The organism is Shewanella sp. 10N.286.52.A9, from assembly GCF_041468985.1.
Lineage (GTDB): Bacteria > Pseudomonadota > Gammaproteobacteria > Enterobacterales > Shewanellaceae > Shewanella > Shewanella japonica.
On sequence record NZ_JBFRJQ010000006.1, the window covers coordinates 36,010 to 51,864 of the forward strand.

Below are 15,855 nucleotides of genomic sequence, written 5' to 3' on the forward strand. Positions count from 1 at the left end.
AATCGCAGTCATGAAGGCTCTTCGGGTTGGACTCGTTGCTGCGCTACTCGTCCATGCTAATGGCGTTAGCTATATTTGGAGATATCGCGATATGTTTAAGTATTTTAAGAGAAAAGAATTAATTAAAGAAATTACATATTACGAGTCTTATCTTGATACACAGCTAGAAGATACTGTTAAAATTCGAGAAGATGTTTATTACAACTTACATAAACTAAAAGTAAAAAAGGCTTGTGAATGGAGTTGTTTGCTAAAAAGCACAGAAGGTAAAAACACACTTTTTCCACTGTTAATGCACAAACAATTTATTGGTTACTTATTTGAGCAAATGCGACAAAAAACGCATCAGCTTTATTCACTTGATAACAAGGCGCCATCATCTTTTAACAACCAACAATATTTTGAACTTATTGAAAATTCTGTAGCCAAGAGGCAAATGAATACTATTTTTCAAATATTTGAAGAAGAGATGGCTCTTTTACTTGAAAAGTATGAGAAGGATATTAGCTAACGTAAAAGGATAAGCGGCGTGAGAGTTCACGCTGATTTAGGTGAGTGGCCTTGGATATGCGGAGTCAGTGTGAATTTTTTTGATACCCATACATTTACTAATCCCAATACCCATTCATAGACCCTTTGCACTAAATTATTTTTGTCCAAAAATAAGCTTCAAACTTTATCCGATAAAGAGATTGCTAGATAACTAAACCAAAGGCGCTAGCTTCATTAATTCTGCAATATTTTGCACGCCCAGTTTTTCCATTAATTTTGAGCGATGAACTTCGATCGTTCTGACTGCCACACATAATTCATTCGACATTTGTTTATTGGTATTGCCTGCGATAACTAATTTGAAGATTTGATTTTCTCGCTCTGACAGTCCATCAATTAAAGCCAAATTGTGCATTTTCCAGTGTTGTTTCACGCTGTATTGCAGCCCTTTTTCTATGGATTGTGCTAGCACTTTGCCTTGTACTGGTTTTTGGAAAAAATCAAAAGCGCCTTGTTTGAAGGCATCTACTGCCATTGGCACATCGCCATGTCCTGTTAAGAAGATAATCGACAACGGGCTTTTCGCTTCATTCAATAATTGCTGTACTTCTGGGCCGCTAAGTCCAGGCATTCTGGCATCTAAAATAACGCAACCTGCTAGTGACAAATCAACCTGAGCGAGAAAGACGTCTCCAGAGTTAAAGCTGGTTAGCTGATAACCGAACCCTTCCATTAAAAAGCATATTGAATCGATAATGGCTTCATCATCATCGACTAAATAGACTGGGCAATGAATGTCAGTTTGCATGTGTATTCCTTGCAACGTTTTGAATGCATCATTGATAAATATCTCAGTTTGAATCGATATGCGAACTAATTTTATACAAACCATGAAATCCATCACGTTGCGTGATTGCCGCTCATCGTAAGCTTATTATAGTTTTCTAATGAAAGGTTTTATTGTGCTGCGGATATTGCTTTGTTTAATCGCTATTAGCTTTTTGTCACCAGTTTGGGCTAAACCGCAAGAGCTTTATGTCGGTGTGCTTGCCAATTGGGGCGATCAACAGGCGATTGCTCGTTGGACGCCGATGATGGATTACTTGAATGAACAGGTACCTGATACCCGATTTCATGTTTATCCAGGTAATTTCGAAGCCTTGAATGCGGCAATGGAATCAGGAAAAATCCAGTTTATTATTACCAACCCTGGGCAATACCTTTATTTATCCAATCAGTTCCCTTTGTCTTGGCTAGCTACGATGCGTTCAAGGCGTCATAACGGCGCTACCTCTGCTATTGGCTCAGCCATTATTGTTAGGGCTGACAGTGATTACCGTACCTTGTACGACTTAAAGCAAAAAACCATTGCGGCTAGTGACCCTCATGCGCTAGGAGGCTATCAAGCTACCATTGGCTTGATGCATAAATTGGGCATGGACACTAAAAATTACTTTAAAGAGATTAAATTTCTTGGGTTCCCACTCGATCCATTATTGTATCAAGTGCGTGACGGCAACGTGGATGCGGCGATAACGCCATTATGTACCTTTGAAGATATGGTCGAGCGAGGGCTGATTAAAGCGGATGAGTTTCGTATATTAAACCCGAGTCGCCCGAAAGGGTTCGACTGCCAGTGCAGTACTAATCTTTATCCTAACTGGTCGTTTGCTGCGAATGAGAGCGTGGATATTGAACTCAGTAAACATATCACTCAAGCGCTAATGGATTTGCCTTCAGAGCACCCTGCTGCAATACAAGCAAAACTAAAAGGGTGGACGTCACCTATTAGTCAGCTGGCAGTGATTCAGTTATTCAGTGAGCTTCATGTTGAAGCGTCAGAAGTAAACCGCTGGGACACTTTACTAAAATGGCTTAATGATAATCGTCATTGGGGTGGTTTGGCAGTGCTGTTATTTATCGTCGCGACGGTTTACCACTTATGGATTGAGTATCGATTTCATCAAAAAAGTGAATCGTTAATTGAGTCTGAGCGGCAATTAAAACAACAAGAATTGGCGTTAGAAAAACTGCAAAGTGCTGCCATTATTGGTGAGATTGGCGCAGGGCTCGCACATGAGATTAATCAGCCCATTGCGGCGATTACCAGTTACAGTGAAGGCGCTATTATGAGGCTGGAAAATAATCAGCCTTTTGATGAACAATCAGCTAAAGCATTGCTGACTAAAATCCATCAACAATCCACCCGAGCTGGCGAAGTTGTGCACCGTATTCGTGGTTTATTAAAGCGCAAAGAAGCGGTCATGGTGGATGTCAACATTTTGAGTTTGGTCGATGAGAGTGTGTCATTACTCAAAATTGAATTGGCTAGACACGATATCAGTGTTGAAAACAATATCAAAGGTGAGCCATTTTTTATTACCGCCGATAGAGTTGGCCTGTTGCAGGTGCTGATTAATCTAATTAAAAACAGTATTGATGCGATAAGTGATAGTGCTGAGGCTGTAAAACGAGCCAAAATTGTCATCGCAATGGATTTTAAAGAGCATCAGGTGGATGTTTCGATAATCGATAATGGCCCAGGCTTACCTGAGACATCAGATGCGTTAATGGCAACCTTTTATACCACCAAAGAAAATGGTTTAGGCCTTGGACTTGCGATTTGTAATGAAGTCATCAAGGAGCATGAAGGCGCCTTTAGCCTTAACAATCGACAAGATATTCAATCTGGTTGCATTGCCAAAATCAGTTTGAAAAAAAGAGGCAGCCAGCAAAAACTCATTGTTTAACGTGAATAACAACCTGCCTCGATAGAGGCAGGTTGAGTCGCATTAATACTGACTATTTTGTTTTTATCACGAAAATAGACAAAATGTGGTTTACCACAATAGCGAAAAAAATAGACATGTGTTGGTGTTTTTTTAAACCGTGAACACAGTCACAAAGCCGAAATACCCGCCGTAGATATGTGGTTTACCACAATATTCAATTCGCTTCTTCTGTTTGAGAATGATGAAAACCTTAGAACTACTTAACCGTTATGCCATCCAGTAGATTGGATATTAAAGCAAGCTGATTAAGGTTCTTGGGCATCGTTGTCAATTGGGAGAAGTACCATGAAACTAGATCGGCGAACCTTTATCAAAGGCGCAGGAGCAGGCACAGCAGGTTGTGCACTCGCTGCGCTGCCAGGCTCGATTGCTGCGTTGGGTAGCGTCACTGTGCAAGGGAGTGAAGAGCTAGTCGCAAGTAGCTGCGAGATGTGTTCAACACGTTGTCCTATTTCTGCTCGAGTAGTAAACGGCAAAAACGTTTCTATTTTAGGGAATAAAAAAGCGAAATCATTTGGCGGTGCTGTGTGTGCCCGTGGTGGCGCTGGTCATAGTTTACTTTACGATAAGCAGCGTATTGTTAAGCCGCTTAAGCGAGTGGGGGAGCGTGGCGAAGGCAAGTGGGCTGAAATCGAGTGGGATGAAGCCTACAGTCTGATAGCGGAAAACCTCAATAAAATTAAAGCCAAGCATGGCGCAGAGTCTGTTGCATTTTCTTCTAAGTCTGGCTCGCTTGAAAGCCATCTTTTTCATCTCGCCAAAACCTTTGGCAGCCCAAATACCTTTACTCACGCATCGACTTGTCCAGCTGGTTATGTGGTTGCAGCTAAAGCCATCTTTGGTGGCAAAATTAAACGTGATTTAAGTAACTCAAAGTACATCATCAACTTCGGTCATAACTTGTATGAAGGCATTAATATGTCTGAAACTCGCGGGATGATGAATGCACAAATGGAAAAGGGCGCCAAGCTAGTGGTATTTGAACCACGCTTTTCTATCGTGGCTGATAAAGCTGATGAGTGGTACGCCATTAAACCAGGTACAGATGTAGCGGTTGCCTTGGCGATTTGTCATACCCTGATTAATGATGATTTATACGATAAAGATTTTGTCGCACAGTACGTTGAAGGCTTTGATGAGTTTGCCAAAGAAGTCAAAAACTACACACCTGAATGGGCCGAAGCGATAAGTGATGTCCCCGCTGAAGATATTCGCCGTATTACCCATGAATATGCTGCTGCAGCGCCTCATGCATTAGTGGATTTTGGTCACAGAGCCTCATTTACAACTGAAGAGTTTGAAATGCGCCGTGCGCTATATGCCGCCAACGTGTTAGTGGGCAATATTGAGCGTAAAGGTGGCTTATATTTCGGTAAAAAAGCGTCTAGCTACAATAAATATGCTGGCGAAACCGTAGCGCCAACCTTGTCAAAGCCAGGGGTGAAAAACCTTCCTAAAATTGATGCTAAACGTATTGATATGGTCGATGAGCAATACGCATTATTGTGGTCATCAGGCGGGGTGTATCAAAGCATTTTAGATGCCACCCTTGAAGCAGTGCCTTATCAATTACACGGCTGGGTTATGAGCCGCACAAACCCAATGCAAACCATGACCGACAGAGCACGGATTGTAGAGTCGATGAAAAAGCTCGACTTTGTTGTCGCATGCGACTTATACATCACCGAAAGCGCAGCTTATGCTGATGTGTTCCTACCTGAATCTACCTACCTTGAACGTGATGAAGAAATTAAGGATAAGTCAGGCAAGAACCCAGCTTATTACGTGCGCCAAAGGGTGGTCGATACCATTGGTGACACTAAGCCAAGCTGGCAGATTTGGAAAGAGGTGGCAGATAAATTAGGCCTTGGTGAGTACTTCCCTTGGGAAAATATGCAGACCTTGCAGATGTTCCAAGTGAATAAAGATATTAGCTTGCTGGATAAAATTAAGCGTGATGGCTGGGTAAGCTACGGCAAACCATTAATGTTACGTGAACCGAGCATGGTGAATGCGTTTGTAACTGAATACGCTAATGCCAAAGCCCCAGATGAAGATAGCACTTATGCCAGCCATCTGAGCTTTAAAACGCCGTCAGGCAAGATTGAATTAAGCTCAGATAAAGTGGAAAAAATGGCACCTGGACGCGGCGTGATTAAATACCGCGAAGTCACCATGAAAAAAGCTGATGAGCTATTTTTCATCCAAGGTAAGGTCGCCGTACATACCAATGGCGCAACGCAAAATGTCCCCATGCTGGCTAACTTGATGTCTGACAATGCCTTGTGGATCCACCCGATAACAGCGGGACATATGGGGATTTCGAGCGGCGATAAAATTCGTATCTTCAACGATACAGGCAGCGAAGAGGGTCATGCCTTAGTCACGCCAGGTATACGTCCTGATACCGTATTTGCTTATATGGGTTGTGGCTCTAAAAACAAAGAGCTTGCGCGTGCCACAGGCAAGGGTATTCATTGCGGTAACTTACTTCCTCATGTCACGGCTCCGGTAACAGGTATGAACCTACATACTACCGGCGTCAAAATAGCCAAGATTTAATCGGAGTTCATTATGACTAAACGTTATGTCCTTGTGCACGATGAAAATAAGTGCATTGGCTGCCAAGCGTGTAATGTCGCTTGTCGCAGTGAAAATAATGTCCCTGAGTCGGTGACCCGTATTCAGGTAAGAGTTGAGGGGCCTTACGGTAATTTTCCTCACCTGCATTTTAAATACAACCGCGTGTCATGTGAGCAATGTGAAAACGCACCTTGCGTGAAAGTCTGTCCAACTGGAGCGGCTTATGTCAACGATGATGGCATTGTGTCCATCAATGAAGGTAAGTGTGTTGGTTGCTTGTATTGCGTGGCGGCGTGTCCTTACAAAGTGCGCTTTATCAATCCTGAAACCCGCGTGCCGGACAAGTGTGACTTCTGTAAAGAAACCCGTTTAGCTCGAGGCGAAGACCCTGCATGTGTAGCAGTGTGCCCAACCCAAGCGCTGACCTTTGGTGATGCCAATGATTTAACTTCTGAAGTGAGTCAATTGCTAGACACCAAAAATCATTACCAACAAAAAGTGAATCTAGGCACTGAGCCAAGGGTTTATCGTATTCCTAGCCGTAAAGGAGGGATCAAAGCATGAATAATATCTGGGGCTCAATGGAGCAATACGATCCAGTCGTCTGGAACTGGATAATCGCAGTGTATTTATTTATGGCAGGGTTATCAGCAGGTTCAATGCTGGTGGCAATAGGGCTCAAATGGTACAAGCAGAGCCGAGGTTTACCGACAGAAGGGTTACCGGTGATCAAAGCCGCAGCGGTAGTTGGCCCTGTCTCTATTTGTCTAGGCATGGCGCTATTAGTGCTTGATTTAACCAAGCCATTTGAGTTTTACCATATTCTGCTTAACTACAACTTTACTTCGGTGATGGCTTGGGGGGTATTAGCATTATTATTTTATATCCCGCTGGTGTTTATATTTGCTGGTTTAGTGTTTGAAAAGCAGTTACTTAAATATGCACCCTGGTTAGCTGGCGTGGCTAAAGTATGTCGCCAACTTGAGAATAGCCTTAACAAGTTGATCTTTATATTGGCGATAGGGGTTGGGGTTTACACAGGCTTTTTATTATCAGCGTTGATTAGCTACCCGATATTAAATACTGCTGTGTTACCTGCACTATTTTTAGCATCAGCTTTGTCGGTAGGTTCAGCAGGTAACATTTTGGTTGCGACCTTATTCTTTAGCAAAAAAGAATCTGATTGTATCGAGCAAGTGCATCGTATCGAATACCCTGTGGCCTTTAACGAAGCCTTATGTCTGGTGTTATTGTTTGTTGGGCTTAACTTTTCAGGCCCTGCAGCGCAAGCAGCAACGTCAGCCATCACTACAGGAACGTGGGCGAGTGTATTTTGGCTAGGGGTTGTTGGTTTAGGTTTAGTTGTGCCAGTACTTGCTAGCACGATTGCACCTAAGTCATGGCGTCATACAAAAGGGTTTTTAATCACGGTTTCTTGTAGCACCATTCTTGGGGTATTAGCCTTACGTCACTTCGTGGTGTATGCAGGACAAAGTTATATCAGTTAGTCAGTTTAAAACTTGGAGTTTAACCCTCAAAAAAGCCGCTTAACATATACTGTTTAGCGGCTTTATCGTACTCACAATATTTATAGCGTTAGATTATTTCTCACATTAGCTGTGGAAATTGACTCCCGGCGAAAATCACTTATTCCATTATTAATATCAATACTACTACCAGTACTACTATCAGTTTTACATTCCAAGAGCATCACATGTTAATCGAGCATGTTTATTTAGGTTTAAATTTATCCGATGCAATCATGTGCAGTAATGATATAGTCATTTTTATTTAATCATTTGATTCAGATGTTTGAAGAGTATTGATCATGAGTGTTTGTGGTAGTTGCGGATCAATGACTCGCAATAGATAAGCACCAAAATAACATAGAGGGATTTATGATTTATTGGCCGTTAAATAAGAACATTAGGTTGGTCAGCATACTGGCTATACTGTTGTTATCTGGATGCGCTTCGCAGCAAGTGAATACCAAAAGTAGTGTGATGGATTACCTTTATCCAAAGTCCAGCGAAGCAGTAATTACCCCTGCAATCCCTCAGTTAACTCTCCCGTTACGGGTTGGTGTTGCGTTTGTTCCTGCAAGTAAAAGTGATAGCTCATCTCATAACTCTTGGACCGGAAATAGTTATTCTGCAGGGTTATCGGAATCTAAGAAAACCGAAATTTTAGAAAGTGTTGCTAGTAACTTTCGGATGTTGGATTTTGTTAGCAGCATAGAAGTGATCCCTTCTGCGTATTTAACTGCTGGTGGTAGTTTTGCTAATTTGTCTCAAATACAAACTATGTATGGTATTGATGTGATCGCATTGGTTTCTTATGACCAAGTACAGTTCACCGATGAGGGCATATTATCGCTAAGCTATTGGACAATTGTCGGTGCTTATGTGGTATCAGGCGAGAAGAATGATACGAATACCTTGATGGATACAGTTGTCTACGATATCGACAGTAAAATGATGCTATTTAGGGCGCCAGGAACCAGTCAGATATCAGGCAGCTCAACACCTATTAATTTAAGTGAAGAGTTAAGAGCAGATAGTATTCAAGGCTTTGAGCAAGCAGCGGATAGTATGGTTATGAATTTAAACACTCAATTGGATAGCTTTAAAAAGAGAGTTAAAGAAAACCCTGATCAAGTAAAAATAACGCATAGTGAAGGTTATAGTTCTAAAGGTGGCGCACTAGGTTTGTTAGATATAACACTGTTTTTCATAATGATGGTATTTGGATTTAGAAACCGAGTAGGTAGAACATAATCAAAAACAGTACCTACACCCTAAAGTGTTAAATAATTAGCTTTTCTCAGTGCTTTTACTGAAGTATTGCATGCTGACATGTCCGCTTGTTGAAAGTACAGGCACAAAAAAACCACCAATATAGGTGGTTTTTTTAATGCAGAATAAACGTTAGGTTTTAGCGCGTTTCATCGCAGTGAAGAACTCATCGTTTGTTTTGGTCATGGCCAATTTATCGATAAGGAATTCCATACCTGAAACTTCATCCATTGGATTAAGGATTTTACGTAAAATCCACATCTTCTGAAGTTCATCTGGCGTGGTGAGTTTTTCTTCACGACGCGTACCTGAACGGTTGAAATCAATCGCTGGGAATACACGTTTTTCAGCTGCTTTACGAGAAAGGTGTAACTCTTGGTTACCTGTACCTTTAAATTCTTCGTAAATGACTTCATCCATCTTAGAACCAGTATCGACAAGCGCTGTTGCGATAATAGTTAAGCTACCACCGTGCTCGATGTTACGTGCAGCACCAAAGAAACGTTTTGGACGGTGTAAAGCGTTAGCGTCAACACCACCGGTCAGGACTTTACCTGATGATGGAATCACGGTGTTGTATGCACGTGCTAGACGCGTGATTGAGTCTAATAAAATCACCACGTCTTTTTTGTGCTCAACTAAACGTTTAGCTTTTTCGATAACCATTTCTGCCACTTGAACGTGACGTGAAGCTGGCTCATCAAAGGTTGAAGCAATCACTTCACCTTTTACCATGCGTTGCATTTCGGTTACTTCTTCAGGACGTTCGTCAATCAGTAATACCATTAACACCACTTCTGGGTTGTTGTAGGTAATGCTTTGCGCCATGTTTTGAAGTAATAAGGTTTTACCCGCTTTTGGCGGTGCGACAATCAAGCCACGTTGACCTTTACCGATAGGAGAGCATAAATCAAGAATACGCGAGGTAATATCTTCAGTCGAACCATTACCGCGTTCCATGCGTAGGCGATCTTCTGCATGTAGCGGGGTTAAGTTTTCGAATAAGATTTTAGAACGAGAATTTTCAGGCTTGTCGAAGTTTACTTCGTTGACTTTTAGCAGGGCAAAATAGCGTTCACCGTCTTTTGGTGGGCGGATTTTACCAAAAATGGTATCACCGGTACGCATATTGAAGCGTCGAATTTGGCTTGGAGAGACATAAATGTCATCAGGGCCTGCTAAGTAAGATCCATCTGAACTTCTTAAAAATCCGAAACCATCTTGAAGGATTTCTAATACACCGCCACCAAAGATATCTTCACCGCTTTTGGCGTGGGCTTTCAGAATTGAGAAAATGATGTCCTGCTTGCGAGCACGGGCCATATTGTCTAATTTCATGCTTTCAGCGAGTGAAACTAGGTCCGATATAGACGTGTCTTTTAATTCAGTTAAATTCATGTTGGGGGTCTTGTATTACGCGACGATGCTTACCGCAATCAATCATAGGGTATAACGGTGTAGATAAAGTGTGATTGATAAGCGAGTAGGAGTTTAGTTGAAAAAATCTGCTGAATAAATTAGCACTATATGGAGTGTGCGTCCAGAATTTTAGCTAATTATCGGCACAAATTGTTCACATATTGTGCCGATAATCACTATTCAAGCTCAAAATGCGCAGCATCGTCATGATTGATTAGCGTTATTGACTCTCATATATGAGAGTCTCTAAGCCAATAACGAGTCTAACAACAGCACTCGTTATGAATAATATTCAACATTCAATCAGATAGGCTGTGATTCTGATTTGAGGCTTGCTTAAGCTTGTGCGTCGATGAACTCTTTTAATTGAGTCTTAGATAGTGCGCCAACTTTAGTCGCTACTAACTCGCCGCCTTTGAACATTAATAATGTCGGGATGCCACGTACACCGTACTTAGCAGGTGAAACATTATTTTGGTCAACGTTAAGTTTAGCTACTGTTAGCTTACCTGCGTACTCTTCAGCTACGTCATCTAAGATTGGGGCAATCATTTTACAAGGACCACACCACTCAGCCCAGAAGTCTACCAATACAGGTAATTCTGAGTTAATAACGTCATTTTCGAAGCTGTCATCGCTTAGGTATACAATTTTATCGCTCATGTAAATCTCCAGATTTGGCACCATTGCTAGTTTATTAATGGCTTACCATGTATATTGGGGCGGTTAAATAGTTTTCAAGTAAACGTGTGGGCTATTTCAAACGATTAAGTCTTTTTTTGCAACACTAACGAGTATGCTTGTGCTATGAGCGAAACACATTTATCTACCCAAAGATTCGCCGACTTCCCTCTGAAACCAGAGGTTGTTCAGGCTTTAAACGAAAATGGCTTTGAATTTTGTACGCCGATACAGGCGTTATCTCTCCCCATTTTATTACAACAAAAAGATATTGCAGGTCAGGCACAAACAGGTACTGGCAAGACAATGGCTTTTTTGGTTGCAACCTTTAACCATCTTTTATCCGTTGCCGTGCCAGAAGGGCGACAAGTCAATCAGCCACGTTCAATTATCATGGCGCCGACTCGCGAATTAGCGATTCAGATTGCAAAAGATGCCAAATTATTAGAAAAACATACCGGCTTAAAAGTGGGTATTGTTTATGGCGGTGAAAGCTATGATGTTCAACGCCAAGTGCTTGATGCTGGTGTTGATATCCTTATTGGCACAACGGGTCGTATTATTGATTACGTTCGCCAAGGTGTGATTAGTTTGAACTCGATTCAAGCTGTCGTATTAGATGAAGCTGACCGTATGTTCGACTTAGGCTTTATTAAAGATATCCGTTTCTTGTTTAGACGTATGCCTGATGCGAAATCTCGCTTGAATATGCTTTATTCAGCGACATTATCAATGAAGGTACAAGAGCTAGCTTATGATCATATGAATGATCCTGAGAAAGTCGAAATTGCGCCTGAGCAAAAAACGTCAAAAAACATCAAAGAAGAAATTTTTTACCCTTCAACAGATGACAAAATGCGCCTGTTGCTAACATTATTAGAAGAAGACTGGCCAGAAAAAGCCATTGTATTCTCTAATACTAAGCACAGCTGCGAAAAAGTATGGTCATGGTTAGAAGGTGACGGTCATCGAGTTGGATTGCTGACAGGTGACGTGCCGCAAAAGAAACGAATTCGTATTCTTGAGCAATTTACTAATGGTTCGCTTGATGTGTTAGTGGCAACTGATGTTGCTGCGCGTGGCTTACATATTTCTGATGTATCTCATGTATATAACTATGACTTACCGGATGACTGTGAAGATTATGTTCACCGTATTGGCCGAACTGGACGTGCAGGTCAAAAAGGCGTGTCAGTGAGTTTTGCATGTGAAGAATATGCATTAAACTTACCTGCAATTGAGACTTACATTAAGCACTCAATTCCAGTGACAAATTACGATCGTGAAGCGTTACTTGATGATTTACCGCCACCAGTGCGTATTCATCGTAAACACCCAACGACTCGTGGTCGTGATGGTGCTAACCGTAATGGTGCTCACCGCAGTGGTGGTCGTCCACCTCAAAGGAATCGCAGACACTCGTAAATGACTGTTTCAGCTACATTACCCTGTTACGCCGCGATAACGCTTGGCTCAAATAGCTTTAATATGTTGGTTGCCCAAACATTGGATGGCCAACCAACGATTATTGCTAAATATAAGCAAAAGGTGCGCTTGGCTGAAGGTATTGGCGAGGATAATCGCTTAGCTGAACATGTGTTACAGCGTGGTCTTGATTGCTTGCAAATGTTTGCTGATATGCTTGAAAAACATCAAGTAGCTCAGCAACATGTTGCTGTTTTTGCCACAGCAACACTCCGTGTTATTTCTAATGCGGCTGAATTCCATCAACGTGCGTTACCGATATTAGGTCATCCTATTGAGGTGATTAGCGGTCTGCGTGAAGCTGAGCTTATTTATCAAGGCATGGCAGCGACAACCGAAGGTGATGGCCAGCGTTTAGTGATTGATATTGGCGGTGCAAGTACCGAGTTTATTATTGGTAATGGCAACGAAGTGCTATTTAAAACCAGCTTAGATTTTGGTTGTGTACGCTTTAATCAACAGTTTTTCAATCAAGTTCCTCATCAGCTTCAGCATTTTGAACAAGCTAAAGCAGCGGTGTCTGATGCGTTGCTTCCTCATAGTGAATTACTTAGAGAGCTAGGTTGGCAAGGGGTGGTTGGTGCCTCAGGCGCGGTTCAGTCCGTGGTTTCGGTACTGAATCATCGTGAGCTATCTGAAATCATTACCCTTAAAGTCTTATATCGATTTCGTGATGAAGTGTTGGCGCAAAAGAATGAATCTTTGCATCATATTCAAGGCTTATCTGAAGAAAAAGCACCGACTTTTGCTTCAGGCATCGCCATATTAATCGCCTTATTTGAATTGCTTGATATTGAGTCGCTAAATTTATCTGGCGGCGCACTTCGAGAAGGGGTGCTGAAAATGTTGGCTGACAGAGTTGAGCTGGGCTAAGATTTGAAAAAGTGCTTGTTATGAGCGATCAAAAAAGGACCTAAATAGGTCCTTTTTTATTGTGGCGTATTTGATTTATTTAACGATATTCAATAAATCTTGCTCTAGTGTCACTTCAGGGCTTTCTACGATACGGCCAATCTCTTTATTGTCTTGTTCAACGATAAAGGTTGGGATACGTGTAAAGTCATAGTTAGCGGCTAAACCTTCAGGATCAAGCTTGCTGCGATCAACACCAATGTAGGTAACGGTGATATTCGGGTTAGCAACTTCTTCGATTAGCTTCATGAAACGTGGTGTTTCACGATGACAATCAGGGCACCAAGTTCCAATAATCACAACCACATTTGTTGGCGTGGTAATGGCTTTTAATGCTGAGATAGTCGCGGCATCTGTTTGATAGTTTTCAAACTCTTCTGCATAGCCTGGTAAATCTTTTTCTAATGCTGAAATTTCAACAATACCTGTGATAATCACTTCTTGTTTCTCCTCGCTACATGTTGCCATGAAGCCTGATTGCTCTTCATCAAACGCACAGCCGCTGCTAGCTAAGGCTGAACCTACAACCAATTGGCTGCTAAAGAAAAGGGCGGTTGTGGCTAATAATGTTTTAACAGTTTTATGCATGATAAAGTCTCATGAAAGAAGAATGCAATAATTCAATCATTTTGACGTAAGTTAGGGAAGTTGAATATGAGCGACCTGTTAGCTAGATCACTCACAAGGGCAATAATTCAAAGAGAACTTTGAACTTGCCCATAAGTGCGATAAATACTGTTACAGATATAAGAATCTTATTGCATATCATATTCCTGATGCACTGTTTTTGTCCTTTTTGGGCTGTTTTTCTGTCGAGAAAATATGCCAAGACTTTTCAATTCCTGATTCTTGCCACTTAGCCACAGCAACTAATCTGTGTTCACGTCCCTTGATGGCTGCTGGGATCATATTATCTTCAAAATACACTTGCGAAGTAATGTTTTGCTTGTTGATCCCTTGCGCCACAATCAAGCGGGTAATTTCTTCGGTGCGCTTTTTAGCGAGTTCATGGTTATAGGTATCGCTACCCTCGGGGCTTGTATCACCAATCAAATAAATCTTCGCGTCTGGGTGGTGTTTGACTGCGTTTACCATTTTAGCCAAACGATTCGATTCATACTCAGTCAGTGTGTGTTTATCAAATTCAAACATCACCACTCGGCTGGCTTTTTTCTCCACGGTGACGGCATTCTCGCAGCCATCGTTATTGATAACTGAACCGTCAGGAGTCGTTAAGCACAGATCTCTAGCTGTGATAACGCCATCGGCATCGGCATCAGTTAAATCACGACTTTGCTGTTCAACCATGGCTGGTTTAGGTGTTTCAATACAGGCTGATAGCATCAATGCCACGAGGCAAAGTGGAAGCATATTAAGGTGTTTCATATTACTTCTCCTCTTGCCATTGTGTTGGGGTGTCGACTCTAAATGATTCAATGAGTTGACCTGTGGCGTTAATTAATCGATACGATGCAATATGATAATTGTAATAGGCGCTAAGGTAGTTTTTTCTGGCTAAATAAACTTCTACTTTGGCATCTAACACATCAAGAAGTGAGCGTCTTCCTAGCTCAAATTGACGTTGATAGCCTTGCTCTGCTTGCACGGCTTGGTCCACATTCACTTGATAAAACTTACGTTGCTGGCCAACAAATTCATAGGCGTTCCAAGCAAGTCGAGTGCCTTCAATTACTTGTTTTTCAGTTTGCTGACGAATTGATTTTGCTTGTTGTACTTGCCAGGCTGCGGCTTCTGCTCGGTCATTGGTTGAACCGCCATTGTAGAGGTCATAACTGAGCATTAGCATGGCTCGTGCATCTTCATCAGGCCCTTCAATCCCACCAATGTTGTCATTTTTATTGGCTTGTAACTCGATTGATAACTTAGGCCAGTAGTCACTTTTTTCTCGCTCATACTGTGACGACGCAGCTTGAGTATCGTTGATGGCCGCATCAATTTCTGGATGGTTCTTAACGGCTTGCTCTAGTGCCAGCTTGAGTGATGTAGGTACATAATTAAAATCGGGTTTGGCATCATGCAGCTCTGTGGGAAGTTGGCCAACTAGGTCGTAATAACGAGCTTGTAAATCCATTTGCTCATTGCGCGCAGCAAGGTATCCCGATTGACTTGTTGCTACACGGGCTTTGACTTGCGCGACGTCTGACTCACTACTCAGGCCTTTTGCTTGACGCAAAATAATGTCTTTTAAGATGTCTTCGTGTTCGACAATATTACGTTCAGCAAGCCCCACTACACGGTTAGACAGCATTAAATTGAGATACACTGTTGCGACATCTAAGCTGAGGTTTTCAGCTTCAGAAATCAGCCCAAAGCGTTCAGCCTCTTGTTCAAATTCGAGGCGGTCAATTTCTGAAGTGGTTCTAAAACCATCAAATAACAGCTGCGACACTTTCACGCCTAACTCGGTGCGATTTAAATCAGTATCGACGCGTTGGCCGCTGTTATAGCGCACCTCTTCATAGCCTACACCACCATACAACTTCACTTGGGGTAAATAGTCTCCTACTGCGGCTTTCTTATAGCGAACAGCAGCTTCAAAGCTAGCGTATTTTTGCTGCAGCCTAGGGTGATGATTTATCGCTTCAGCCACCGATTGTTCTAGCGTCATTGCTTGAACTTGAGTGGACATCACTAAAGCAGAAATGAATAGCAGTTTTTGCATAGTATCCTTACCT

The 15,855-nt window shown here is 42.0% G+C and carries 14 protein-coding genes; 8 read left to right on the top strand and 6 right to left on the bottom strand.

Annotation, left to right across the window (positions count from 1 at the left end):
* The first annotated feature begins 10 nt into the window (after positions 1-10).
* Positions 11-511, top strand: coding sequence for a hypothetical protein (locus AB4128_RS05315; protein WP_372037193.1), 501 nt, complete (start codon positions 11-13; stop codon positions 509-511).
* 192 nt (positions 512-703) lie between these two features.
* On the opposite strand, the gene AB4128_RS05320 is transcribed toward AB4128_RS05315, so the two are convergent.
* Entirely contained in the window at positions 704-1,300 is a 597-nt protein-coding gene (locus AB4128_RS05320) for a response regulator transcription factor (protein WP_372037194.1), read from the bottom strand.
* A gap of 139 nt (positions 1,301-1,439) precedes the next feature.
* On the opposite strand from AB4128_RS05320, the gene AB4128_RS05325 reads away from it, so the two are divergent.
* The 5 genes from AB4128_RS05325 to rhlP all read left to right on the top strand — a co-directional run bounded on the left by AB4128_RS05325 (position 1,440) and on the right by rhlP (position 8,644).
* Complete coding sequence (locus AB4128_RS05325) at positions 1,440-3,242, top strand: PhnD/SsuA/transferrin family substrate-binding protein (RefSeq protein ID WP_372037195.1); 1,803 nt, start codon at positions 1,440-1,442, stop codon at positions 3,240-3,242.
* Between the two features lie 327 nt (positions 3,243-3,569).
* Entirely contained in the window at positions 3,570-5,846 is a 2,277-nt protein-coding gene (gene phsA, locus AB4128_RS05330; protein ID WP_055023582.1) for a thiosulfate reductase PhsA, read from the top strand.
* 12 nt (positions 5,847-5,858) lie between these two features.
* Positions 5,859-6,431 carry a 4Fe-4S dicluster domain-containing protein gene (locus AB4128_RS05335; RefSeq protein ID WP_080916960.1) on the top strand — a complete coding sequence of 191 codons (573 nt, stop codon included), beginning with the start codon at positions 5,859-5,861 and terminating at the stop codon, positions 6,429-6,431.
* Positions 6,428-7,375: an NrfD/PsrC family molybdoenzyme membrane anchor subunit gene (gene nrfD / locus AB4128_RS05340; RefSeq protein ID WP_055023580.1), complete on the top strand. Its 948-nt coding sequence runs from the start codon at positions 6,428-6,430 to the stop codon at positions 7,373-7,375. Before AB4128_RS05335 ends, nrfD begins: the two co-directional genes overlap by 4 nt.
* Before the next feature lie 390 nt (positions 7,376-7,765).
* Positions 7,766-8,644, top strand: a complete 879-nt coding sequence (gene rhlP / locus AB4128_RS05345) for a rhombotarget lipoprotein (RefSeq protein WP_372037196.1) — start codon at positions 7,766-7,768, stop codon at positions 8,642-8,644.
* Between the two features lie 150 nt (positions 8,645-8,794).
* On the opposite strand, the gene rho is transcribed toward rhlP, so the two are convergent.
* Positions 8,795-10,060 carry a transcription termination factor Rho gene (gene rho, locus AB4128_RS05350; protein ID WP_065109317.1) on the bottom strand — a complete coding sequence of 422 codons (1,266 nt, stop codon included), beginning with the start codon at positions 10,058-10,060 and terminating at the stop codon, positions 8,795-8,797.
* Positions 10,061-10,417: 357 nt separating this feature from the next.
* The gene (gene trxA, locus AB4128_RS05355; RefSeq protein ID WP_055023577.1) at positions 10,418-10,744 is read right to left on the bottom strand and encodes a thioredoxin TrxA; all 327 of its coding nucleotides are present in this window, start codon (positions 10,742-10,744) and stop codon (positions 10,418-10,420) included.
* Between the two features lie 144 nt (positions 10,745-10,888).
* Between trxA and rhlB the strand changes: the two genes are divergently transcribed.
* Both rhlB and AB4128_RS05365 read left to right on the top strand, forming a co-directional pair.
* Positions 10,889-12,187, top strand: a complete 1,299-nt coding sequence (gene rhlB / locus AB4128_RS05360) for an ATP-dependent RNA helicase RhlB (RefSeq protein ID WP_055023576.1) — start codon at positions 10,889-10,891, stop codon at positions 12,185-12,187.
* Entirely contained in the window at positions 12,188-13,120 is a 933-nt protein-coding gene (locus AB4128_RS05365) for an exopolyphosphatase (RefSeq protein WP_080916953.1), read from the top strand. It abuts the gene before it with no gap.
* 75 nt (positions 13,121-13,195) lie between these two features.
* On the opposite strand, the gene AB4128_RS05370 is transcribed toward AB4128_RS05365, so the two are convergent.
* The 3 genes from AB4128_RS05370 to AB4128_RS05380 form a co-directional block, all read right to left on the bottom strand.
* Positions 13,196-13,747, bottom strand: a complete 552-nt coding sequence (locus tag AB4128_RS05370) for a thioredoxin family protein (RefSeq protein ID WP_055023574.1) — start codon at positions 13,745-13,747, stop codon at positions 13,196-13,198.
* 177 nt (positions 13,748-13,924) lie between these two features.
* Positions 13,925-14,545, bottom strand: a complete 621-nt coding sequence (locus tag AB4128_RS05375) for an OmpA family protein (protein WP_372037197.1) — start codon at positions 14,543-14,545, stop codon at positions 13,925-13,927.
* 1 nt (position 14,546) lies between these two features.
* On the bottom strand, positions 14,547-15,842 hold the full coding sequence (locus AB4128_RS05380; RefSeq protein WP_055023572.1) for a TolC family outer membrane protein: 1,296 nt from the start codon (positions 15,840-15,842) through the stop codon (positions 14,547-14,549).
* Positions 15,843-15,855: the final 13 nt, after the last annotated feature.